Here is a 19558-nt window from a genome sequence, read left to right on the forward strand (position 1 = left end):
GTCATGAGGTACCCACGATGACCGCTCCCTTGCGCCTTGTTCTTATCGCATCGGGGGGCTTCATTCGTGGGAGGTGACGGTCGCGTACTCGCTGTCGTTCAGCGGATGGAGCGGGCACTTCCCGGTTTGTGGCTGGACTGGAGCGTTGGCGAGGGCCAGCGACTTGCAGCGTTGCCACGGCTCGTCGCCGCGAGCCGGGGCAAGGAGGTCCCCTTCCTTTGCAGCGGGGACGAGCGTCACCCCGTGATGATTTCCGGCTTCATCTCGAGCGGTCAGCCCCTGTCCGAAGTGCATTCCAATCTGCCGCTCGACGTAGAGGGCATTGCCGCTTCCGCAGATTCTCACTCAGTACCGCACCGGATGCTTGAGCCACCGGATTGGCGGTTGCGGCGTCACCAGCGCGTCAATGCGGGTGAGTGAGGCACGCCAGTCGAGGCGTCCCTGGCACAGGCGGCCTCTGTCCTATGAACCCAACTCCTCGACGAGACAACAGTCACGAGCAAGCAACTCCCACACCCAGTCATCGCTAGGGACGATGAAGTGAACCAGAGCGCCGTCAATAGGTTCCTTTGCGTGAACGGATGCTGAAATCAATTGCCGGAGCCATTCAGAGTCGTCGGATATCAAGACACAGCGCCTGTATCTGCCATCAACCCTGAGTTGGTCGCGATCGACAAGCACTGATGGGACCATTCGCATGGCGACTGCGCCACGAAACTCCAACGACACGCGTCGCCCGTCAGCAGTGTCGACAGCCATTTGGGCTCGCCCGCCTTGCGCAGAAAACGTCACCTCTTCCATGGGCGCATCGTCGATTTCCAATCCGTCCAGCCAGCACTTCATGTGCATCTTCCTGACTCGCAGTGGTGTTTTCGAAATCCCGAGCTTCCGGTGGATCGTCTTGCCGTTCGTATGTCTCGCCGTGCCCGCCATTGGAAGGCTGGACGCCTGTTGCTGTCCGTACTGCTGGAGGGGCTCTCTTTCGGGGACTCCGAAAATGCCATTACGGAGCCGGACCAACCTCCTGGACGCGAATGGGGAACCGTGGGGTCGATTCGATCGACCCGTGGGTTTGTCGCTTCATCGATAAAGGTGCGCAGCATCACTCAGCAGTGCCGGCGCGGCGCTACGTTGGCGTCGCGCCCTACCGCGTTGGCAGCCAGAACCAATGCCCGTTGGAGCGCAGCGCGCCAGCCAGAAACTCCGAGAAGGAGCGGGCGATTTGGCGACAGTAGGCTGGATCAGGGAACGCTTCGTTGTAGCCATCGCGGATGGGGTAGCAGCCATCCAGCGGGTGGCTCACGTCAAGCAGGATGTAGTTACTGTCCCGCACGTCGCAGATGGCATACCAGGACGCGGGGCCCGCCTTGTCCGTGTCTTTCTTCCTCATGGTCACTCGCGCGCGGCGAATCTCCGCGAGTGGAAAGAAGGAGTACGCGGGGTCAGCAGTCCCGAAGAGGTCCGCTCCATCGCAGTGCAGGTAGAAGGCGCGAAGGTCCGGGTCGAGGCGCCAGCCGACGCTTTGCTCGAACGCTTCGATTTGAGCCGGCGTAGCAGGAGGGCGCGCGCGGTGAGCGCGGGACACCTCTTCGAGCAGGACGGGCATTTGCATCGGGCTACTCTCCATAGGGGTAGTCCACGCCCACCTGGGTCCAAGGCGGGTCGTTGGCGTAACACGCGTTATAAAGGTCGAAGAGGTCCGTGTGCAGGTCCTTGGGGAACGGGATGATGTTGTCCCAGTCCGTGGGATTTCCGCCGTGCCAAAGGTCCCGAACGTGATGCCCTTCGTAGAGTCGGCCGCCAGGCTCCGTGGGCCACGCGCCGAAGCGGTTGGCCCACGCTTCCCGGAAGCCTGAGCGGGCGTTGCTCCAGCGACTACGGGCCGCAGAGGTCTGGTCGGGACTGAGCTTGTCATAGTTGCAGCAACAGTGGGCCATTCCAAAGCGGCTGCCGGCCCTCATGACAGTGCCCTGGAAGTCCATTTTCACATCCGCGAGCCACATGCAGCCCTGGAGATCGTGGCCGCTTCCTGCACACTTGCTCTCGCAGTAGTTCATGAGCTGGCTGCTGCACTGCCAGGGACCGTAGTAGATGACGGTCCGGAATTGGCCGCCCCCAGGCACGTTGACAGGAGGCCCGACCCACCTCCGAACAGCATTTGCCGTGCGTGGAAGTGGCGTTTCGGCACACGCCGTGACGAGTGCCGCCAGGGCGGCGAGACAGTTCATGTGATAGGTGTGGGTGTTTTTGTTTGGCATGGTGCGTGGCGAAAGCACGATGCGGATTGAGCTGTCTATCCTTCTGAATTGAGATAACCCCGGTACCGCGTGCAGTCGCGCCAGCAGAGAGTCCTTGGCGCTTTGCGCTGGTCGGTCGGTCAGCTCGCTTTGGGGCACCGTCTCCCACCGCAGCGGAAGGTGCCCATGTTGGGTGATGAGATGGAAGGTGACGGTGGAGTGAGTCCTCGCGAAGTCGGAGTCCGGGGCGACGTCAGAGCTGCTGGATGTCCCCGGCGTCTCACTCTCGCCACGTGCGTCGCGGAGGCCCCGCACCTCACCCCGTACCAGGCCCCGCCAGGGGCAGCACCACGGTGAACGTGGACCCCTGTCCCGGGGTGCTCGTCACCGTGATGTGGCCGCCCAGAGCCTCCACGAGCTGGCGGGTGATGAAGAGCCCCAGGCCCAACCCTCCATAGTGGCGGCTGGACACAGCGCGCTCGAAGCGGCCGAAGATGCGTTGGGCATCTTCACTGGACAGGCCGATGCCGTGGTCCCGTACTTCAAGCGTCGCGTTCGTCTCGTCGCTGTGCACGCGCACGTCCACGGGCGCGCCGTGGCCGTACTTGAGCGCGTTGGACAAGAGGTTGGTGATGACCTGCTCCAGCCGCAGCCGGTCCCACCGGCCCGTCACCACCCGAGGGGTATCCACCGTGAGCTGGACGCCCGCGCTCTGGGCTTCCGTCTCGAAGCGGCGTGCGGCCTCCCGCGTCACCTCGTCCAGGGACAGGTCCTCCAGGTTCAGCTCCAGCCGTCCGCGCGCCAGCCGGGACACGTCGAGCAGGCTGTCCACCAGTGTCGTCAGACGCGTCGACTGCCGCTCGCAGGACTCCAGCCGTTGCTGGAGCTTCTCCAGGTCGTGCGGGCCCTCGCCTCGCAGGTTGCGATACAGCAATTGGAACTGGAGCTTGAGGCTGGTGAGCGGCGTGCGCAGTTCGTGCGCGGCGATGCTCAGGAAGTCGTCACGAATCTGGACCGCGGCGCGGGCCTCGCCGGTGAGACGCTGCTGCTCCTCACGGGCGGCTTCGGCGGCGGCGCGGGCCTTCACCTGCGAGCGGGTGATGAGGAACAGCGACATCGTCACCAGCAGGCCGCTCACGACGACGATGGGCACCTGGGCGGACGTGCTGCGGTCCAGGTAGGACTTGCGCGCGGTGAACACCAGCGTCCATGTCTCGCCCGCGACGGACAAGGAGTGCTTCTGCTTGAACTCGTGCGCCATCGGCACGCCCGGGGTGATGGACGTGTAGAGCAGCGTTTCGTCACGCACCTCCGTCCCGTCGTACACCGTCAGGTCGATGGTCTGCCGGAAGCCAGGAAAGCGCAGGCTCTCCATGAGGTCCGCCATCCGGATGGGGGCGAAGACGAAGCCGCGCAACCGCTCCCGGGGGGACCGAGGCGGGTTCGTCGTCTGGGGCCACCGGTACACCGGGACGTAGAGGAGGAACCCCTCCCGGCCCAGCGTGTCCTCCCAGTCCTGGAGGAGCTGCACCTTCCCCGTGGCCGAGGGCAGCCCCGTCTCCAGGGCGCGCAACATGGCGGCTCGGCGGCTCGGCTCGGTGAGCATGTCGAAGCCGAGCGCCTCCTGGTTGCGGGGGGTGAAGGGCTCCAGGAAGACGATGGCGGTGTACGCGTCTCGCAGCCCTTCCGGCCACACGCGGTAGCCAGGCAGGCCGGTGCCGCGAACCTCGGCCTCATGCCGGGCGAGGTCCTCCGGCCGGAGCCACTCGGAGAAGCCGATGACCTGCAGACCCGGGTACCGGCGGGGCAATTCCAGGCTGTTCACATAGGCGCCGAACTCGTGGCGGTCCACGTGTTGGCTGCTGGCGAACAGTCCATGCACCCCCAGGAGCAGGGCCTGGTACAGGTCCAGGCCTTGCTGGAGGCTCAGCGTGCCGTCGCCCGCGACGTCGTCGAAGCGGCGCTGCCGGCGCTCCTGGAGGCTCTGCCAGACGTAGCTGGCCGCCACGGCCGTGACAAGCAGTCCCACCAGCACCGCGCTGTAGGAGGCGGCATTGCGGCGCAGATGGGAGAGCAGGTGCGAGGGCACGGTGGCGTCGGGAAGCTGGGACGGCGTTGTCCAGCGTGCCATTGCCGGACGGGGCTCTTGTAACGTCCATCCGCTTCGCGCGTTCGCCAGATGAACGAGCGGGTGGATTTTCGTTCACCCGGGTACCGGACGCGCCTTGCATCCGGTAGGCCGGCGGGCTCAAGGAGGCTGCGTGCGTCACGTCATCATCGTGGGAGCGGGACCGGGAGGCCTGTCGGCCGCCATCAACCTGGCGGGGCAGGGCTTCCGCGTCACCGTGGTGGAGAAGGACGCGGTGCCAGGCGGGCGGATGAAGGGCCTGAAGCTGGGGGCGGCGGGCGAGTACGCCGTGGACACCGGGCCGTCCATCCTCCAGCTCCCGGGGGTGCTGGAGCAGATTTTCCGGCGCGCCGGCCGTCGAATCGACGACTACGTGAAGCTGCTCCCGTTGGACGTGAACACGCGGGTGCACTTCTGGGACGGCACCCACCTGGACACCACCCGGAACCTGGAGCGCATGGAGGCGGAGCTGGCGAAGTTCGGCCCCACCCAGGCCGCCGCCCTGCGCCAGTGGATGGAGGACGGGCGGGAGAAGTACGGCATCGCCTACGAGAAGTTCATCTGCACGTCCGCGGACAACCTGGGCTACTACGCCCCGTGGCGGCTGGCGCCCACGCTGCGCTTCAAGCCCTGGCAGACGTTGTACCGGCAGTTGGACGGTTTCTTCCACGACGACCGGGTGACGTACGCCCTGGCGTATCCGTCCAAGTACCTGGGGCTGCACCCGACGACGTGCTCGTCGGTGTTCAGCGTGATTCCCTTCCTGGAGCTGGCCTTCGGTGTGTGGCACGTGGAGGGCGGCTTCCGGGCGTTGTCGCAGGGGATGATGCGCTGCGCGGAGGACCTGGGCGCCACCTTCCGTCTGGGCACGCCGGTGGAGAAGGTGCGGGTGGAGGCGGGCCGCGCGGTGGGCGTGAAGCTCGCGGGCGGCGAGGTGCTGGAGGCGGACGCGGTGGTGGTGAACGCGGACCTCGCCTACGCGGCGCAGACGCTGATTCCGGCGGAGGCGCGAGAGGGCTCGCGGCTGACGGACGCGGCGCTGGACCGGGCGAAGTACTCGTGCAGCACCTTCATGGCGTACTACGGGCTGGACACGGTGTACTCGGACCTGCCGCACCACCTCATCTATCTGTCGGAGTCCGCGCGGCGCACGGACCGAGACGCGCTGGAGGACCGGCACGTCGACGTGGAGGACCCGCCCTTCTACGTGTGCAATCCCAGCGTGACGGACCCGTCGGGGGCGCCCGCGGGGCACTCGACGCTGTACGTGCTGGTGCCCACGCCGAACACGGGCCGCGAGGTGGACTGGGCCAAGACGGAGCAGGCGCTGCGCGAGCGGATTCCCGCCATGTTGGAGAAGGTGGGGCTCAAGAACGTGCGTCAGCACATCCGCGAGGAGCGCTACTTCACCGCGGAGACGTGGCGGGACGACTTCAACGTGTTCCGGGGCGCGGTGTTCAACCTGTCCCACACGTGGCTGCAGTTGGGGCCGCTGCGGCCGAAGGTGAAGAACCGCGACATCGAAGGGCTGTACTTCGTCGGCGGCGGCACGCATCCAGGAAGCGGCCTGCTCACCATCATGGAGAGCGCGAACATCGCGGCGGACTACCTGACGCGCGAGGCGGGCAAGGGCCCGCTGCCAGGCTGGCCGTATGTGCCGCCGCTGGAGCCGGAGGAGGCGCCGCGAGCTCGCACGGGCTGAGCGGGCGGCGCGCCGGGCAAGCGGGCGGGGCAGGACCGCCCGTATACGCCGGGCATGGCGGATGCGAAGCTGGCACTTTCTCCAGGACGGGAGTCGCGCGCATGCCCTTCTTCATCCCATTCGCGGTGGGTGGCCTGGTGCTGACGGCCTTGGGGCTCGGTGTGCGGAAGGTGCTGGCGGAGGGCTCCGCAACGTCGCCGGAGGACGCCCGCCTGCGAGACGCCCAGGAGCGGCACCGCCAGTCATTGGCCGCGCTCCGTGCGGACCGGCTGCGGGTGCGTGACCGCGCCGCGTCCTACGGCGCGCTCCAGGTGCGGGTGCAGCAGGAGGTGCTGGTCCCTTTCCGCGTGCTGCTGGAGCGGCTGGAGCGTTGGGGGCACGCCCGGGAAGCCGAGCTGTTCGAGGGCGAGGCGCTGGAGTCGCTGCGCGCCGTGCTGCGTGAGTCGCCCTCCCGCGAGACGCGACGCGTCTGGCCGCTGTTGGGGACCGGCGTCACCGCGCCGAGCGCACTGGAGCCCGTGCTGGCATGGCTGGACCGGGGCTGGCTGGACGAGGACACGCTGCCGGTCATGCTGGATGGAGTGCCGCTCTACGAAGCCGCGTCGGCCCGCGCGGTGCTCGCCGCGAACGCGCCGGAAGATGGCGCGCAGGCGCTCGACGAAGCCGCCGCCTTGTTGGCGAGGACGACGCGCTTCCTGGGCGTGCTGCACACCCAGGTGTCCGTGTTGGAGGCGCGGGTGGCGGGGCTGCACGGGCGCGCGTCGGTGCAGCTCGCCTATCTGGACGCGGCGAGCTTCGAGGAGGGCGGCCCGGAGCCTCGCGAGCGGCTGGCGCGGTTGGCCATCCTCGTGGGCCGGCTCGCCGTGCTGTTGCGCGCGCCGGTGCTGAACTCCGAGGGGCGGCTCACGCCGCTGTTGCCCGCGCAGGCGGAGGACGACGCGGAGCCAGAGTCGACGTAGCGCGTGGCACGGGCTCGGCGCGGCGCCACGCAGCTCGCTGCGTCAGTCGCGAAGCTTCGGCGGGACCTGCTCGCGGCGCGTCGGCGCCACGTCACACGTAGCGCTGCGCCAACTGCGTCACCTGCCCGGTGGCGTGGCTCACGGCCGTGGCCGCCTGCTGTGTGGTGTCCAGGTGGCGCAGCGTGTCCGTCGTCAGTTCGTCCAGTTCGCGCACGGCGGCGAAGAGCTGGTCCACGCCCGCGTGCTGCTGCGACACGGCCTCGGTAATCTGCCGCACCGCGGCCGCGGACTCCTTGGACAAGCCCGCGAGCTCGCGCAGCCGCTCCCCGCTGTGTCGCAGGGGCTCCAGGGCTTCCGCGACGCCCTCCGCGCCCTGGTCCGACATCGCCGACGCCTGTTGGGTCGCCGTGGCCATGGTCTCCAGCAATCCGCGCACCTGATTGGTGGCGCGGATGGACTGGTCCGCCAGGTCGCGCATCTGCCGAGCCACCACGCCAAAGCCCTTGCCGTGCTCGCCGGCGCGCGTGGCCTCGATGGCGGCGTTGATGGCCAGCATGTGGGACTGGTCCGCCAGCGACTTCACCACCTCGGACACGCGGCCCACCTCGCGAGCGCGCTGCTCCAAGTCGAGCATCTGTTCATGCAGGCCAGCGGCGATGTCGCGGATGGAGGCGAGTCCCTTCTCGGTGCCGGCCAGGGACTCCTCGCCCAGCTTGCCCACGGCGGCGGCGCGTTCGGCCACCTGGAGGATGCTGGTGGCGCGGGAGTGCGTCACGTGGGAGGCCTGCTGGATTTCCTGCGCGGTGGCGCGAGCCTGATGCAGCGCCGCGGCCTGTCGGGACAGCGTCTGGTTCTGCTGCGCGCTGGCCTGGGACAGCCGCTGGCCCGCGTCAGCGAGGTCTCCCGCGGAGGTGCGCAGCGAGCGCGGCAAGTCTTGAAGCTGCTGGTAGAGCTGCCACGTGGACGCGGCCAGGTCACCCACCTCGTCCGAAGACACCCACTGGGGCGGCGTGGCGCGGCCCTCCACCAGCGCCTCCAGGGAATCGCCCACCGCGCGAGCGCCCCGCGCGAGCCGCCGGGCCGCCCAGGCCGCGGTGAGGATGGAGCCCAGCGCCGCGTAGCCACCGAGGATGACCACCGGCTGAATCAGCTCCGCCTCCAGCGGGCGCACCGTGGCCTGGACGCGCTCGGCGGACGCGGTGTCACCCTTCGCCGCGAGGTCCGCCGCCAGCGCGCCCATGCCGCGCTCCAGCCGCAGGTGCAGCGTGACGATGCTGGCCAGACACGTGATGAGCAGCGCGGAGACGACCATCGCGGGCAGCAGCCAGAGCTGGCGCGTCGCGAACCCTTCCCCCGCGGGCTTGGAGCTGGGCGCCTGCTGATAGGCGTCCAGGACCGTGGGCATCATCTCCCGCTCGAACAGCATGTACGCCAGCGGGCTGCTGAAGAGGCCCGCGCTCACCGCCACCGCCACGCCGACGAGCACCACCGACGGGGGCCGGTCCAGCAGCAGCACCGCGCCGCCGTTGAAGAGGATGCCGCCCAGCGTCCACGACGCCATCATCTCCAGGAAGGCAATCGAGGAGGGGATGCGAATCAGCCGCTCTACCCGCTGGGTTCCCTGTGCGGCCATGGCGCGCCTCATCAGCCACGGCATCACCACCAGGGGTTGCACCACCGCGCACAGACCGAGCACCACCGGGGTGATGATGCCCAGGAAGATTTGGAATTCCTTCGCACCCGTGAGGTCGAGCAACTGCATGTCGACGTAGACGGCGGGAGTGAAGGCCACCGTCGTGACAACGGACCGCAGCAGGTACAGCCGGCGAAGCAGGGCGCCTGGAGTCGGAAGCGGAGGGGTGGCCATCGGAACGCGGTGCTCCTGGGTAGCAGTGACCCCAGCGTGCGACCCAGGGAGCCTGCCGTCAATGTTCAGTCACGCTCCGCCTCCTGCAGCCTGTGTGGAAATGCCGACATGTAGTCCCCGACCTGCCCCGTGGGACCTTGGAGTGCCTGAGAGGGTGCTGGCTTGGTCCCGCCGCGTGCTGGGGGTTCCGGCATGTCCGAACAGCCGGAGGGAGGCCTCCGGCTCGACTGGGGGGATTGCGGATGAAGCGGATTTCGAAGGGGCCGTGCGGACTGTGGGTGACGGGCGCCCTGTCGCTGGGGTTCGTGGGCTGCGGTGACACCCTGGACGCGCCGGCCGCCGAGGTGCCAGCGCCCGTCCTGTCGTACGAGGCGTTCCGGGACCAGGCGTGGCGCGAGCCGGACACGGGCCTGTTCATCGTGAATGGCGACACGCCGGTGGAGAACGAGGCCCGGCTCGCGGAGGTGTACCAGGACTACCTGCGAGGACTGGGCGAGGAGACGGGCGCCACGCGCCAGCCGCTCGCCATCCACCGGGTGAACGACGCGGATGACCGCTGGAGCTACATGCGCCAGCGCAACCTGACCTACTGCGTGAGCACGACCTTTGGCGCCCACTACAACACGATGGTGCAGGTCATGGCGGCGGCCGCGGAGGTCTGGCAGCAGACCTCCTCCGCGCGCTTCGAACACCGGCGCGACCAGGACACGGCTTGCAACGCCACCAACCCTCACGTCGTCTTCGACGTTCGGCCCACCAGCGGCCAGGGCTACCTGGCCCGGGCCTTCTTCCCCAGCTTCGACCGCGCCAATCGCAGCGTGCTCATGAATGACACGGCTTTTGGTCCCACCGGGCCGTGGTCGCTGGCGGGCATCGTGCGTCACGAACTGGGGCACGCGCTGGGCTTCCGTCACGAGCACACCCGCCCGGAGGCGCGCACGTGTTTCGAGGACAGCTCCTGGCGCGCGGTGACCGCCTACGACGTCATGTCGGTGATGCACTATCCGCAGTGCAACGGCCTCAACCGGGGCGACCTCAACGTCACCGCGAGCGACCACGCCGGGACGCGCGCCGTGTATGGACCGCGGACGGACCGGGACGTCGACGTGGCCTTCTATCTCCATCAGCACGCGGACCTGCGCAACGCCTTCGGCGCGATGGGTTGGGATGCGGCGCGGGCGCACTGGACGGGTACGGGCCTCCACGAGGGCCGCCGGGGCGCGGCGCACTTCGACGCCGTCTGGTACCTGACCTCGCACGCGGACCTGGTGGCGGCCTTTGGCCGGACCAACTACGCGGCGGCGAGGAACCACTGGTTGAACACGGGCATTGGAGAGGGGCGCCGGGGCTCGCGTGAGTTCGACGCGAAGTTCTACCTGGCCCATCACCCGGACCTGGTCGCCGCTTTTGGGTCTTCCAATTACGGCGCGGCGCTCGACCACTGGCGGAGCCAGGGGCTCTTCGAGGGCCGCCGTGCCTCCGTGGACTTCGACGTGAAGTACTACCTGGAGAGCAACCCGGACCTCATCGCGGACTATGGCCGGACCAACTACGCGGCGGCGATGGACCACTGGATTTTCGCGGGCCGCGCCGAGGGCCGTCGCGGCGTCCCCTGACGTGGCCCGCCCGCCCGTGGAGCAAGCAGGGGACCGAGGCCCCCCTGCTCGCGGTTCCAGGAATGCCCACACTCTGTCTCCAACACGCTGTCTGCTGTGAAAGGAGACCCGTCATGGGCGAGTGGACCGACAAGGCCAAGGGGAAGATCAAGGAAGTGGCCGGCGTCGCGAGCGGCGACCGTGAGCTGGAGGCCGAGGGCAAGCGTGACTCCGCCAAGGGCGCCATCAAGGGGAAGATCGAGGACGCCAAGCGGGTCATCAAGGACGCCGTCGACTCCGACAAGCCGCGCCGGGGCGACCCCTAGCGACAGTGCCTGGCTTTGAGCCGGGCTGCTGATGCGCTTGAGTGAATCGGGCCGCGAGGAGCGTTTCCTCGCGGCTCGTTTCGTTCGCGCGGCAGGACCAGGATTTCACACTCCCTGCGTATCCGCCCTCGACGGCCCTTTCTTGCCGTCCCTGGCCGTGTCCGGCCCAGGCCCATGCGAGGGGGAAGTCCTTCATGTTTGTGTCGCGCAATCCGTTGTCGACGGGAGACGTGTGTCCACCGTCGGCCCACGCACCCATTCCCAACAGACGTTCGCTTCGGCTCCCGGCCCTGCTGGCCGCACTGGCGCTCTGGGGCTGCGGCGAAGCCCCTTCCTCCGGTGCCGAAGCGCCCTTCCTCGCTCGCACCGTGGAGGACGGACTCGCGTGCACGCCCGAGGACCTCGCGACTGGTGATTGGCTGTGCACCGGGAACTTCACCTACAGCCTCGAATGTTTCGCGCGGCAGGCGTCCGCCGCATGTGGTGCGGACACGAGCCCGAAGACGTGTACGTCGTACGACACGTGCGAACACGCGGACTTCGGCGTGGTGCGGGGCGTGCACGAAGCGGTGGTGCCGCTGGGGACGAAGAGCGGCTCCTGCGAGTCGCACGCCCGCAGCTACATGTCCACGCACGCGGCGCCGTCGACGTGGGCCGGCATCACCTGGCTCTGGTACATCGGAAGTCCGCCGCCGGGCGGTGGTGGTGAGGAGTCCGTGCGCGCGGAGAGCGGAACCCAGAAGTCCGCCGGCGCGTCCGAGGAGTTCTGCCACATCACCTTCTATGGCTACCCCGTGGCGCTGGGGACGGGCACCGGACCGCAGTGTGGCACGGTGGAGTCCGCCTGCACGGTGGCCTGCACCAACCCCCAGACGTGCCGGGTGAACGGCGCCTGGGTGACGGACGCGGCCCAATGCGGAACCATGGTAGGCCCTTGCGGCCCCGGCAGCGGCGCGCCGCTCCACGGCACGTGCCGCGACGCCAGCCACGGCGTGGCGCCGGATGCGGAGTGCGGCGCGGGGTTCGTGGAAGGACAGGCGCCCGGCAGCGCCACGCAGGCGGAAGTGCACGCGCAGGCGGCGGCGCAGTGGGCGGCTTCGGGAAGCCGCGGCGAGCCCGTCTACGACGCGCCCATCACCTGCTCGGAGTGCCGTGGCGCCTTCTCGCTGACCGCGCAGGAAGTGAACCGGCGGGTGTTCGCGACGGTGGCCATGTCGCGGGAAGACCCTCGGCTGCACCTGCTGGCGGGCGCGGCGTACTTCCTGGCCCGCGACAACCCGTCACTCACCCAGGCGGAGCTGACGGCGGCGCTCAACACCCTCGCCTCCGCGTTGAACGTCTACCCCTTCAACCCGGAGACGGACGGCTCCGGCCCGCGCGTGCGGACGATGATTCGCATCCTCGCGCGCGCCCAGCCTCAGCTCTCCCTGTCGACGGTGCCGGGCAAGGCGCTGCGCGCCTACGCGCAGGCGCTGCTCGCCAGCATGCACAACGGCCTGGACCTGGAGCGCGGTCTCGCCACGGCCCAGTCGATGGTGGAGCGCTACGGCGAAGTGGACGCCTTCACGGAGGACACCTGGACCCGGCTGCATGACCTGGCGCAGGGCAACGTCGCCCTGGCGGCGGCGGTGAACGGCGGTGGAATCGGCAGCGGCGCGGGCGTCCACACCACGCAGACCGCGGCGCAGATGCTGACCTCGAACCCCATGGGCCCGATGGCGGGCTTCGTCCTGCCGCGCCTCGTGGCCGACGGCAGCCTGGTGACCACCGAGCAGGAGGCGCGGCTCTTCATCCAGACCGCGTCCACCTCCGCGCTCCACGCCGTGCAGCAGTACTCCGACATGCTCGACGCGTTGAACACCGCCGAGCAGGCCTACCGCGCCTCGGTCGCCTTGAAGAAGCCCCAGCAGACGCCGTCGGCCCTCGCGGACGGGGACGCCCCCGAGATGTCCCTCACGAGCGGCACGGAGACGCCGGAGTCGACGGCGCTGAAGACGGCCATCACCGAGGCGAAGGCGCGTGGCACCGCGCTCAAGGACGAACTCAACGGCGTGCGCGAAGGCGTCACGGGCGGGCTCGGGCTGGTGGCCGACCTGCTCAAGAAGAGCGGCGACACGGAGTTCGCCGCCGAAATCTCGAAGTTCAGCAAGGCGCTGAACACCACGCTGGAGGCGGTGGCGAAGTACGCGGAGAGCTCGGTGAAGATCGCAGAGAAGGTCTCCACCTTCCTGGGGCTGGGGGTGACGGGCTTCCAGATTGTCAGCGGCGCCATCTTCACCGGGCAAATCATCGGCGCGGCCATCCAGCTCTTCTCCCTGCTGACCAACGCCGCCGAGCCGCCCATCGAGAAGGTCATCCTGGAGGAGATCGTCAAGCTCAAGCAGCTCATCGTGCAGCTCCAGGGGCGGATGGTCAGCCGCTTCGACCGGGTGGACCGCAAGCTCAACGACATCCACCGCGACATGCAGGACCGCTTCGCGCTGGTGAACTGGGAGCTGGGGCACGCGAACCAGAACGTGGAGGAGGCGCAGGCGTCGCTGCACGCGCTGCACACGGGCCTGAACCGCGTGGACCAGAACATGTACGAGTACTTCACCGACACGAAGAACGACCCGTTCGAGCTGGCCGCCTGGTCCTACCTGGGCTGGGACACGCGTCACCCCACGCCCATGCTCTACGCGGACTTCACGGTGGCGGAGAATCAGTTCTCCAAGTGGGGCGCGGTGGACGCGCGCAACTCCACCATCCTGGCGGGAATTGACGGGCGTGGCTCCAACCCGGACATCCACCCGGCGGATGAGCTGTCCACCCACAAGCTCTCCTACAACATCAACTACCTGCGCGAGTTCCCCGTGCAACTGGGACTGCCCATGCTGCACGGCGAGCGCATCTCCAGCCCGAAGGACTGGATGGCGGGCGCGGAGGCCTACGCGCAGCTCTTCGAGGAGCAGCCGGTGCTCGGTGGACTGATGCTGTCCACGCGTCACGGCAACCTCATCAGCGCTGGCACGCAGCTCGACACGGCGCTGCGCACCCTGGGCAAGCCGCTGTTCGCGGGCCTCCATGCGCGTTACGCGGCGGACTGGACGGGGATGAAGTGGCTCATCGAGCAGGCGGAGCTGGCGTGGCGGCACAACCCCACCCGTGGCCTGCACGGCATCGACCTGTGGGGCGGCCCGGACCAGGAACCCGGAGCGCACTTCCTGAAGCCGGGCGAGAAGGGCATCGTCCCCTGCGCGGGCGGACAGTGGGGCGACTACAACGGTGACGGCGCGGCGGATTACCTGGGCGTGGACCCCGCGCGGCTGCACCAGGACGCGCTGCGGCCGCTGGTCATCGCGGACAACCTGAACGTGGACCAGGCCTCCATCGACCTGTGTGGCGAGGGGAGCTGGACCGTCTACCACCAGGCGCCCACGGGCTTCGGCAACTACTACGAGCGCGGCTACCGGTTGGTGTCCACGGTGTACGCCCGTTACAACTACTGGGACGCCACGGCGAACGCGTGGAAGTCCGAGCGCATCGCGGGCCTGCGCGTCACCGGCGGCATGGACTTCACGTCCGTCATCCACGCCTCGAACCTGCCGACGCACGACCCGAACACCGTGTACAACCCCCACGAATGGATGGCGAAGCGGTGGGGTTCCTCCGCGTCCCTGCCGAGCTACAACTTCCTCTCCACCCCCGGGTTTCGCACCACCGTCCGCAACCAGGTGGTGCGCGCGCTGAAGGACGAACAGCGCCAGTTCTACGGCGCCATCGCGGCGCGCATGAACCAGGCGGGTGACGCGCTCCAGGTCCAGGCGAAGCGGATGACGGGCACGCGGCTGCTGTGGCAGTCCTACGCGGCGCTGGCCTTGCCGTTGTCACTCGACCACGACGAGTACCTGCGCGGCTTGCTCTACGGTGAGGACGGCGTGCTGTCGGGCTACGACACCGCGCAGGACGTGGAGGTCACCCCGGTGATGAACGACCTGCAGGACGTGTACGCGCTGTTCAGCAACGCCGCCGAGCCTCCGGCCCACAACATCCTCCAGGACCTGCAACCGGCGGTGACGTCTCGCGCCGACCGGCTGAAGGCGGCCATCGAGGCCTCCCTGGATGCTCAGGCCGGGGCGGGTGGCCCCGAGGCGAGCGCCTGGGTGGAACCCACGTTGCTGCGGCTGCGGCTCAGCGTGCCGAACTGAGAAAGCGGACGTGACGTGAAACGGTGCGGGCCGTGGGGGACCTCCTCCGCGGCCCGTGTCGTTGCTACCGCTTCTCTACCGGTGGACAGGCCACCTCGAGGAACGTCGTCGTCTTGCCGCTCAGCATGACCCACAGGCAGCGCAGCACGCAGCCCGTCCCGAACTCCCGGTAGATGAGCCCCAGGTTGGCGACCACCTCTCGTCCGGTGATGACTCCGCGCATGGCACTTCCCCCTTCTCCAGCGTTCCGCCCGACCCACCACCCGACCCCAGGCGCTGCCCGCCGGACCTCTCTGCAAAGTATCGGCCGTGCCCTCCCAGAAGTTTCTGTCTCAAGGTGAACGTGCCAAGCAGGCCAAGCCGCGTGGAGGACGCCTGCTCTCCACGGCTCCGAGCGTTTACGGCGACCGCGCTGCTGGAGATTTTTCAGGGCCCGTCGATGACGTGACGAACGTCTCGTTCCATCGCACCCCGCATGCGGGCGACGCCTGCCCGGCCGGGCTCTTGGCGGCACGCCGGGCCCGGTGGCGCGAAGGCCGCCTCGCCTGAACCTTCCAGGTGTGAGGTCCACCCCCATCGCGGGTGTGGCGGCTCACGGAGCGGTGGAGCGACCGGACGCCCCCTGGATGCTGCAAGGCGTCACCTTCACCACTACACACTCACTGACAAGGTGCGTCTGGCGGAAGGGAAGGAGGGATGGAGATGAGGTCGTCACAGTTCTTCTCGTCGAAAGCAGCGTTGCCACTCCTGCCGCCCGGGCTCGCGCGCGGGCAGCGAGGCCTGTCGCGGGTGGTCGTGGGAACGGACTTCTCCCTGCGCTCGGAGTTCGCCCTGGCGCGCGCGCTGCGCCTGCCCCTGGGACATGGGAGCCTCTTCTGCGTGCTGCACGTGGCCCCGGGTCTGGACGGGCAGGCGGGCGCGGGCGGTGCGCTGAGCGGTGGGCGGTGCCTGCGCAAGGCCGTGGTCTCCGTGTGCAGGCGGCTGCGCAACCGCGTGGACGTGGATGTACAGGAGGCGCTTCAACACGGGGACCCGGTGGACGCGGCGTCCACGCTGTCGTTGGCGCTGGGCGCGGAGCTGGTGGTGCTGGGCCGTCCGCACGTGACGTATCCGGTGCGCGAGCTGGCCGAGGACTCCATGGTGCGGCGCATGGTGCGCCGGCTGGGCGCCTCCGTGCTGGTGGTGGTTCCGCATCCGGTACGGGCCTATGGGCGCCCCCTGGTGGCGGTGGACTTCTCGCGCGAGTCGAGGCGGGCGCTGGAGCTGACGTTGCGCTTGTGCCCCGCGCCAGCACCGGTGGACGTGCTGCACGTGGCGGACACGGTGGCGGAGGAGGCGGCGCTGCATCGCGCCCAGGCGCCCGCCGAGCAGTGGCTGCGCTTGCGGCAGGAGCGGGAGCATCAGGCGCGGGTGGCGCTGGGCCGCTTCCTCGCACCCTACCGGGAGACGGGCCGCGAGCTGGAGGTGCGGGTGCGGTGCGGCGAGCCCGCCGAGGGCATCCTGGCGGAGGCGTCGGAGCGGGGCTCGGACCTGCTGGCGCTGGCGATGTCCACCATGGAGGCGCGCACGCCGCTCACCGAGCAGGTGCTGGCGCGCGCGAGCTGCGACGTCCTGGTGTCGCGCCACCTGTCTCCCGCATCCTGAGCACGAGGGCTCGGTCCGCGTTATGAACGCGGACCGTGTCTCCTCGTCCCGCTGATTCCACCGCACCGCTGTCGCTCCGGGCCCGCTTCCAGAACGCGGGCAGTCTCTTCAAGCAGCTCCCCGGCACCTTCCGGCTCTTCTGGCAGGCGAGTCCCCGAGGCGCGCTGGTCCTGGGGGCGTTGACGCTGGTGGCGGCGCTGCTGCCGGCGGCCATCGCCTGGGTCGGCAAGCTCATCGTGGACGCGGTGGTGGCGGCCTCGCAGGGCTCGCTGGAAGCCCGCTCGAGCGTGTACGGCCTGGTGGGGTTGGAGTTCGGGTTGATGTTGGGCTCGGCGGTGGTGGACCGCGCCCTGACGCTGACGCGCGAGCTGTTGCGCGCCAACCTGGGGAACCTGCTCAACGAACGCATCCTCCTGAAGGCGCTGGCGTTGGAGTTGCGCCACTTCGAGGACTCGGCGACCTACGACAAGATGCAGAACGCGCGGCGCGAGGCGAACAGCCGGCCCTTGTCGCTGGTGACGCAGGCGTTCTCCATTGTTCGCAACGCCATCACCCTGGGCACCTTCGCGGCGCTGCTGGTGGCGCTGTCGCCGTGGAGCGTGGTGGTGCTGGTGGCCGCGTCGGTGCCCGCGTTCATCGCCGAGGCGCGGTTGGCGATGGCGGGCTTCCGCCTCTATTCGTGGCGCGCGCCCGAGGGCCGCAAGCTGAACTACCTGGAGTGGATTCTCACGCGGGACAGCCACGTGAAGGAGGTGAAGCTCTTCGGGCTGGGGCCGCTGGTGCTGGGGCGCTACCGCGAGCTCTTCCAGAAGTTCTTCGCGGAGGACCGGGCGCTGGCCTTCCGGCGCATGGCCTGGGGGCTCGGGCTGGGCGTGCTCTCGTTGGGGGCCTTCTACGGGTGCTACCTGCTGGTCGCGGGCCGCGCGGCGGGCGGCGCCATCACCGTGGGCGACATGGTGCTGTACCTGAGCGTGTTCCGTCAGGGGCAGGCGGCGTTCCAGGGCATCCTGACCAGCGTGGGCTCCATGTACGAGGACGCGCTCTTCATGAGCAACCTCTTCGCGTACCTGGACATCCCCACCGGCGGCGAGGCGACGCGAGCCCTCCCGGCGCACTCACCGGCGCGCGGGCATGACAGCGCCATCGAGCTGCGCAACGTGTCGTTCCGCTATCACGGGAAGGAGGCGTGGGCGCTGCGGAACGTGTCGCTGACGCTGAAGCCGGGAGAGAAGCTGGCGCTGGTGGGCGAGAACGGCGCGGGGAAGAGCACGCTGGTGAAGCTGCTGCTGCGCCTGTACGAGCCCGTGGAAGGCGACATCTTCTACGGGGGCGTGAATCTGAAGGACATGGACGTGGAGGACCTGCGCAGCCGCTTCGGGGCGGTGTTCCAGGACTTCGTGCGCTACCAGTTCAACGTCGCGGAGAACATCGGCCTGGGGCATGTGCCCGCGCTGGAGGACCGCAGCCGCATCGTGAAGGCGGCGGAGGAGGGCGGGGCGGGCGGCGTGATTTCGGCGCTGCCGCAGCAGTACGACACGATGCTCGGCGGCTGGTTCGAGAAGGGACAGGAGTTGTCCGCGGGCCAGTGGCAGAAGCTGGCGGTGGCGCGGGCCTTCATGCGCGATGACGCGGAGGTGCTGATTCTGGACGAGCCCACGGCCAGCATCGACGCGGAAGCGGAGCACGCGCTGTTCGAGCGCTTCCAGGCGTTGGCGGCGGAGCGGATCGCCATCGTGATTTCGCACCGCTTCTCCACGGTGCGCATGGCGGACCAGATTGCCGTGCTCCACAACGGGCAGGTGGATGAGCTGGGCAGCCATGACGAGCTCATGGCGAAGGACGGCCGCTACGCGCACCTGTTCCGCTTGCAGGCGCGCGGCTACCAGGACTGAGCGTCAGCCGCGCCCGCCGCGCAGCCGTTCCAGCTCCGTGAGGGCTTCGGCGAGCTTTCGCTCCACATCCTCACGGCGCTGGGTTTCCTGTGTTCTGAGGCGGGACTCCTCGGCTCGCAGACGGGACTCTTCGGCGAGTTGTTGCACCAGCTCCGCGCGGCTGGCTTCGACGCGCTCGACCATGTGCTCGAGTCTGGCAATCATTTCTGGCGCCTCTTGCAGTGGCGCGCCGCCGACATAGAAGCGCAGGCGTTCCTCATCCACCTGGAGGTCCAGCCCCAGCACCTCGGAAGGGTACAGCCCGTGCTGCGGGACGATGGGGCGGTAGACGCGGCGCCCCTCTTCGAGCCGCCAGCCGCTCAGTCGCAGCCGGCCCCGGTCGAAGACGAAGTACTCGCGGATGCCCAGCCGGGCGAACCGCTCGACGTTGCGCTCCAGGTCTTTGCGCCGCTCGCCCGCGACGTGCACCTCCAACGCGAAATCCAGTCCCTTGCCCTCGGCGCTGACCATCCAGCGCATGCGCGCATGCGTCTCCACATCCACCACGGCCATGACGTCTGGAGCGAACATGGACTCTCCCGGGTAGTACACGGGGAGCTCGCTCCCCAGGTACACCTTGCGGCCGATGCGCGAGAAGAAGCTGCCTAGCACTTCACGGGCGCGCGTCTTGGCTTCGAAGTGGAAGTCGCCTTCCGGCGGATGGGCTTCCGAAACCGGAAATTCAGAGGGAAGGCTGTCGACGATGCGCTGGCGCTCCTCGGGCGGGAGTGCATCCCACAGCTCCTGCGGGGGCGCGCGCGGGTCGTCTGGGTCGATGCGGTAGGGCTCGAAAGGCATGAGGTTGTGCATGAGAGTAGGCCGTGCCGCCATGAGGGCCAAGTGGCGGGCAGGGCAACGGTGTCTTCGCATCAGGTGGTGACGTTGCATGTGGCTTCGAGCGCCGCGAATAAGCAGCGCCCGTGCCATTGCTTGGCGCACGAGAATTCTTGGTTTGCGGTGGTCTCCACCGTCGGCGCGATTT

Annotated in this window: 15 protein-coding genes; 8 read left to right on the forward strand and 7 right to left on the reverse strand. The window is 68.7% G+C overall.

Annotation, left to right across the window (positions count from 1 at the left end; genetic code table 11):
• Positions 1–66: 66 nt before the first annotated feature.
• Positions 67–420 carry a DUF5953 family protein gene (locus A176_RS41315; RefSeq protein WP_226994109.1) on the forward strand — a complete coding sequence of 118 codons (354 nt, stop codon included), beginning with the start codon at positions 67–69 and terminating at the stop codon, positions 418–420.
• A gap of 42 nt (positions 421–462) precedes the next feature.
• On the opposite strand, the gene A176_RS36880 is transcribed toward A176_RS41315, so the two are convergent.
• From A176_RS36880 to A176_RS36895, 4 genes are all read right to left on the reverse strand, one after another.
• Complete coding sequence (locus A176_RS36880) at positions 463–843, reverse strand: hypothetical protein (protein WP_044889903.1); 381 nt, start codon at positions 841–843, stop codon at positions 463–465.
• A 301-nt stretch (positions 844–1144) separates the two neighbouring features.
• On the reverse strand, positions 1145–1612 hold the full coding sequence (locus A176_RS36885; RefSeq protein WP_002633671.1) for an SMI1/KNR4 family protein: 468 nt from the start codon (positions 1610–1612) through the stop codon (positions 1145–1147).
• Between the two features lie 4 nt (positions 1613–1616).
• A complete protein-coding gene (locus tag A176_RS36890; protein ID WP_226994110.1) occupies positions 1617–1961 on the reverse strand; it encodes a hypothetical protein in 345 nt (114 codons plus the stop codon).
• Between the two features lie 592 nt (positions 1962–2553).
• On the reverse strand, positions 2554–4368 hold the full coding sequence (locus A176_RS36895) for a CHASE domain-containing protein (RefSeq protein WP_002633669.1): 1815 nt from the start codon (positions 4366–4368) through the stop codon (positions 2554–2556).
• Between the two features lie 130 nt (positions 4369–4498).
• On the opposite strand from A176_RS36895, the gene A176_RS36900 reads away from it, so the two are divergent.
• Positions 4499–6067 carry a phytoene desaturase family protein gene (locus tag A176_RS36900; protein ID WP_002633667.1) on the forward strand — a complete coding sequence of 523 codons (1569 nt, stop codon included), beginning with the start codon at positions 4499–4501 and terminating at the stop codon, positions 6065–6067.
• A 101-nt stretch (positions 6068–6168) separates the two neighbouring features.
• Complete coding sequence (locus tag A176_RS36905; RefSeq protein ID WP_002633666.1) at positions 6169–7026, forward strand: hypothetical protein; 858 nt, start codon at positions 6169–6171, stop codon at positions 7024–7026.
• 91 nt (positions 7027–7117) lie between these two features.
• Here the strand turns inward: A176_RS36905 and A176_RS36910 are convergent, their stop codons facing one another.
• Positions 7118–8893: a methyl-accepting chemotaxis protein gene (locus A176_RS36910; RefSeq protein ID WP_002633665.1), complete on the reverse strand. Its 1776-nt coding sequence runs from the start codon at positions 8891–8893 to the stop codon at positions 7118–7120.
• Positions 8894–9135: 242 nt separating this feature from the next.
• Here A176_RS36910 and A176_RS36915 point away from each other — a divergent pair, with 242 nt between their 5' ends.
• From A176_RS36915 to A176_RS39005, 3 genes are all read left to right on the forward strand, one after another.
• Complete coding sequence (locus tag A176_RS36915) at positions 9136–10509, forward strand: matrixin family metalloprotease (protein ID WP_002633663.1); 1374 nt, start codon at positions 9136–9138, stop codon at positions 10507–10509.
• A gap of 113 nt (positions 10510–10622) precedes the next feature.
• Positions 10623–10814 carry a CsbD family protein gene (locus A176_RS36920; RefSeq protein ID WP_002633662.1) on the forward strand — a complete coding sequence of 64 codons (192 nt, stop codon included), beginning with the start codon at positions 10623–10625 and terminating at the stop codon, positions 10812–10814.
• 194 nt (positions 10815–11008) lie between these two features.
• Entirely contained in the window at positions 11009–15001 is a 3993-nt protein-coding gene (locus tag A176_RS39005; protein WP_002633661.1) for a hypothetical protein, read from the forward strand.
• A 64-nt stretch (positions 15002–15065) separates the two neighbouring features.
• Here the strand turns inward: A176_RS39005 and A176_RS39505 are convergent, their stop codons facing one another.
• Positions 15066–15224 carry a hypothetical protein gene (locus tag A176_RS39505; protein ID WP_002633660.1) on the reverse strand — a complete coding sequence of 53 codons (159 nt, stop codon included), beginning with the start codon at positions 15222–15224 and terminating at the stop codon, positions 15066–15068.
• A gap of 479 nt (positions 15225–15703) precedes the next feature.
• On the opposite strand from A176_RS39505, the gene A176_RS36930 reads away from it, so the two are divergent.
• Complete coding sequence (locus A176_RS36930; protein ID WP_002633659.1) at positions 15704–16645, forward strand: universal stress protein; 942 nt, start codon at positions 15704–15706, stop codon at positions 16643–16645.
• A gap of 68 nt (positions 16646–16713) precedes the next feature.
• Positions 16714–18537, forward strand: coding sequence for an ABC transporter ATP-binding protein (locus A176_RS36935; protein ID WP_082282960.1), 1824 nt, complete (start codon positions 16714–16716; stop codon positions 18535–18537).
• Positions 18538–18540: 3 nt separating this feature from the next.
• Here A176_RS36935 and A176_RS36940 read toward each other — a convergent pair whose 3' ends face one another.
• Positions 18541–19386, reverse strand: coding sequence for a Uma2 family endonuclease (locus A176_RS36940; RefSeq protein WP_002633657.1), 846 nt, complete (start codon positions 19384–19386; stop codon positions 18541–18543).
• Positions 19387–19558: the final 172 nt, after the last annotated feature.

It is taken from the genome of Myxococcus hansupus (assembly GCF_000280925.3).
Taxonomy (GTDB): domain Bacteria; phylum Myxococcota; class Myxococcia; order Myxococcales; family Myxococcaceae; genus Myxococcus; species Myxococcus hansupus.

Coding starts and splice junctions, on each gene's coding strand:
- A176_RS36885 (WP_002633671.1), bottom strand. CDS start 1,612: ATGCAAATGCCCGTCCTGCTCGAAGAGGTGTCCCGCGCTCACCGCGCG.
- A176_RS39505 (WP_002633660.1), bottom strand. CDS start 15,224: ATGCGCGGAGTCATCACCGGACGAGAGGTGGTCGCCAACCTGGGGCTC.
- A176_RS36910 (WP_002633665.1), bottom strand. CDS start 8,893: ATGGCCACCCCTCCGCTTCCGACTCCAGGCGCCCTGCTTCGCCGGCTG.
- A176_RS36895 (WP_002633669.1), bottom strand. CDS start 4,368: ATGGCACGCTGGACAACGCCGTCCCAGCTTCCCGACGCCACCGTGCCC.
- A176_RS36880 (WP_044889903.1), bottom strand. CDS start 843: ATGAAGTGCTGGCTGGACGGATTGGAAATCGACGATGCGCCCATGGAA.
- A176_RS36940 (WP_002633657.1), bottom strand. CDS start 19,386: ATGCACAACCTCATGCCTTTCGAGCCCTACCGCATCGACCCAGACGAC.
- A176_RS36930 (WP_002633659.1), top strand. CDS start 15,704: ATGAGGTCGTCACAGTTCTTCTCGTCGAAAGCAGCGTTGCCACTCCTG.
- A176_RS36890 (WP_226994110.1), bottom strand. CDS start 1,961: ATGAGGGCCGGCAGCCGCTTTGGAATGGCCCACTGTTGCTGCAACTAT.
- A176_RS39005 (WP_002633661.1), top strand. CDS start 11,009: ATGTTTGTGTCGCGCAATCCGTTGTCGACGGGAGACGTGTGTCCACCG.
- A176_RS36920 (WP_002633662.1), top strand. CDS start 10,623: ATGGGCGAGTGGACCGACAAGGCCAAGGGGAAGATCAAGGAAGTGGCC.
- A176_RS36905 (WP_002633666.1), top strand. CDS start 6,169: ATGCCCTTCTTCATCCCATTCGCGGTGGGTGGCCTGGTGCTGACGGCC.
- A176_RS36915 (WP_002633663.1), top strand. CDS start 9,136: ATGAAGCGGATTTCGAAGGGGCCGTGCGGACTGTGGGTGACGGGCGCC.